At 31.3% G+C, this 246-nt stretch carries 1 protein-coding gene; it reads left to right on the top strand.

Features of this window, described 5'->3' with window-relative positions; translation table 11 throughout:
- A partial coding sequence (locus H2O73_RS24245) for a hypothetical protein (protein WP_220457780.1) occupies window positions 1-223 on the top strand: 223 nt, incomplete at its 5' end.
- Window positions 224-246: the final 23 nt, after the last annotated feature.

Here is a 246-nt window from a genome sequence, read left to right as displayed (position 1 = left end):
GCTTAAAAAAGCAAAAGTAAACGTAAAGGGAATGGTTGCCATATTCACTTATGGATTTCCTATTGCCGATCAAAACTTCAAAGAAGAAAATATTACTTTAAACACATTAAGTAACTATCAAAATCTTTTAGAACAAGCATTAGACACAAGGTACATTACAGAAGAGGAGTTAAAAACTTTATCAGAATGGAATGCCAATCCTAGTGAATGGAACGCTAATTGATACACAATACACAATGTTTAGAA

This window comes from Vibrio marinisediminis, from assembly GCF_014050145.1.
Lineage (GTDB): Bacteria > Pseudomonadota > Gammaproteobacteria > Enterobacterales > Vibrionaceae > Vibrio > Vibrio marinisediminis.
This window is presented reverse-complemented; position numbering and strand designations above follow the sequence as displayed.